This is a genomic window from Polaromonas jejuensis NBRC 106434 (assembly GCF_001598235.1).
Taxonomy (GTDB): Bacteria; Pseudomonadota; Gammaproteobacteria; order Burkholderiales; family Burkholderiaceae_C; genus Polaromonas; species Polaromonas jejuensis.
Genome location: NZ_BCYO01000063.1, coordinates 1 through 2,444, shown reverse-complemented (window position 1 = coordinate 2,444; position 2,444 = coordinate 1). Strand labels below are relative to the sequence as shown.

Here is a 2,444-nt window from a genome sequence, read left to right as displayed (position 1 = left end):
TAAGCGGACGGTGATCCCATCTTGAGATAGACCCGGCAGTCGGGCATCGTGTGCGCGATGAAGATCATGCACACCATGGCGAGCGAGGCGATCGCCGGGCGCCCCAAGCGGCGCTTCTACAGCCCAGAACTCAAGACACAGGTCGTCGCCGAATGTCAGGCCCAGGGCGCGTCGGTCGCTGGCGTTGCGTTGGCCCATGGCATCAACGCCAACATCGTTCACCGCTGGCTTCGCGAGCATGCCTGCCAATTGCAGGCGATGACACCGCAGGAATTTGTGCCGCTGACCCTGCAGGTCCCCGCAGTCGATCTGCCCGAGGCCACCGCTGCGCCAGCAAAGGCCGAACACGACATCCGCATTGAAGTTCGCCGCAGCACAGGCTCGGTCACCGTGAACTGGCCGCTCGAAGCTGCGGCATCGTGCGCCGCCTGGCTGCGCGACTGGCTAAGATGATCCGCATCGACGCGGCCTGGCTGGCCGTCGCTCCCCTGGACATGCGTGCTGGAACCGACACCGCCCTGGCCCGGGTCGTCGCCGTCTTCGGTGCCGCCCACCCCCACCACGCCTACCTGTTTGCTAACAAGCGCGCCAACCGCCTGAAGGTGCTGATCCACGACGGCATTGGCATTTGGCTCGCTGCCCGCCGATTGCACCAGGGCCGCTTCGTCTGGCCATCGCCCAGCGGCGCCCACCAGCTCACGATCAGCCGCGCCCAACTTGATGCCTTGGTACTCGGTCTGCCCTGGCAGCGCATCGGCGACAACGGCATCATCACCGTGGTCTGACTCTTCCGTTGAGTGAACGCTGTCGTGCAATCCGGAGAATTGCCAATGGCCGCAGGCTGCCGCTATTGGCATACTCTCGGGCATGGTGGTGGAACAGCAATCCTTGTCAGACCTCAGCGCAGAACAACTGCGCGAGCTGACGGGCCGACTGCTGGTGGAGGTGAGGCACAAGCAGGCCCTCATCGACAAACTCACCCATGAGAACGCGCTGCTCAAGCGCTTGAAGTTCGCCGCGCAGTCGGAACGTTACAGCGCCGAGCAAAGAAGCCTGCTGGACGAAACGCTGGATGCCGACCTGCAGGCGGTCAGCGATGAGATCGAGCAGCTCAGCTCGGTCGAGGCTGTACCCCGCGAGAAGCAGCAACCCAAGCGCCAGCCGCTGCCGGCAAACCTGCCCCGCCGGGAGATCCGCCACGAGCCTGAGTCCACCACCTGCAGCTGTGGCTGCCAGATGAAACGCATCGGCGAGGACGTGGCCGAGAAGCTGGACTACCAGCCGGGCGTGTTCACCGTTGAACGTCATGTGCGCGGCAAGTGGGCCTGCGCGCACTGCGAAACGCTGGTGCAGGCGCCGGTGGAGGCGCACGTGATCGACAAGGGCATCCCCACCACCGGGCTGCTGGCCCAGGTGCTGGTGGCCAAGTTTGCGGATCACCTGCCGCTGTACCGCCAGGAGGCAATCTTCGGGCGTGCCGGATTCGCCATCCCGCGCTCGACGCTTGCGCAGTGGGTGGGTTCGTGCGGCGTGCAGTTGCAGCCGCTGGTTGACGCCTTGAAAGAAGAAATCCTCACACACGGCGTGCTGCACGCGGACGAGACACCAGTGCAGATGCTCAAACCGGGTAACGGCAAGACGCACCGGGCCTACCTCTGGGCCTACGCGCCTGGGGCGTTCGAAGCCATCAGGGCGGTGGTCTACGACTTCTGCGAAAGCCGCGCGGGTGAACATGCTCGAGCGTTCCTGGGCGACTGGCGGGGCAGCCTGGTTTGCGATGATTACTCGGGCTACAAGGCCGGGTTTGCCCATGGCGTGATCGAGGCAGGCTGCATGGCGCACGCCCGGCGCAAATTCTTCGACCTGCACGCGAGCAACAAGAGCCAGGTCGCCGAGAGCGCGCTGCAGCAGATCGGCAAGGTCTACGAGATCGAGCGCGAGGTGCAGGCCCTGGCGCCCGACGAACGCCAACGCATCCGGCAAAGCCGATCAAAACCGGTGCTCGATGCCTTGCACCAGTGGATGCTGCTGACCCGCCAGAAGATCACCGATGGGTCCGCTACAGCCAAAGCACTGGACTACAGCTTGAAACGCTGGGCGGCGCTCACGCGCTTCGCAGGTGACGGACGCCTGCCCATGGACAACAACCACATCGAGAATCAGATCCGGCCGATCGCCATTGGCCGGAACAACTGGTTGTTTGCCGGCTCGCTGCGGGCAGGTAAGCGCGCAGCTGCCGTGATGAGCCTGATCCAGTCGGCCAAACTCAACGGGCACGACCCCTATGCCTATCTGAAAGACGTGCTCACGCGCCTGCCCACGCAGCGCGCCAGTCAGATCGGGGAGTTGCTGCCGCATCGCTGGCCGGCCGCCCAGTCGGCTCACGACTGATTGTCAGCCACGGCCACCACTGGGTGGTCAACATGGGTTGCCCACACGCTTAC

Annotated in this window: 3 protein-coding genes; all 3 read left to right on the top strand. The window is 64.6% G+C overall.

All coding sequences use genetic code 11. The features are described 5' to 3' along the window. The first annotated feature begins 57 nt into the window (after positions 1 to 57). The 3 genes from tnpA to tnpC all read left to right on the top strand — a co-directional run bounded on the left by tnpA (position 58) and on the right by tnpC (position 2,391). Positions 58 to 453, top strand: coding sequence for an IS66-like element accessory protein TnpA (gene tnpA / locus PJE01S_RS24055; RefSeq protein ID WP_068836237.1), 396 nt, complete (start codon positions 58 to 60; stop codon positions 451 to 453). Further along, positions 450 to 785, top strand: coding sequence for an IS66 family insertion sequence element accessory protein TnpB (gene tnpB, locus PJE01S_RS24050; RefSeq protein ID WP_068836236.1), 336 nt, complete (start codon positions 450 to 452; stop codon positions 783 to 785). Before tnpA ends, tnpB begins: the two co-directional genes overlap by 4 nt. Before the next feature lie 85 nt (positions 786 to 870). Next, complete coding sequence (gene tnpC, locus PJE01S_RS24045; protein ID WP_377372109.1) at positions 871 to 2,391, top strand: IS66 family transposase; 1,521 nt, start codon at positions 871 to 873, stop codon at positions 2,389 to 2,391. Positions 2,392 to 2,444 lie beyond the last annotated feature (53 nt).

Coding starts and splice junctions, on each gene's coding strand:
- tnpA (WP_068836237.1), top strand. CDS start 58: ATGAAGATCATGCACACCATGGCGAGCGAGGCGATCGCCGGGCGCCCC.
- tnpB (WP_068836236.1), top strand. CDS start 450: ATGATCCGCATCGACGCGGCCTGGCTGGCCGTCGCTCCCCTGGACATG.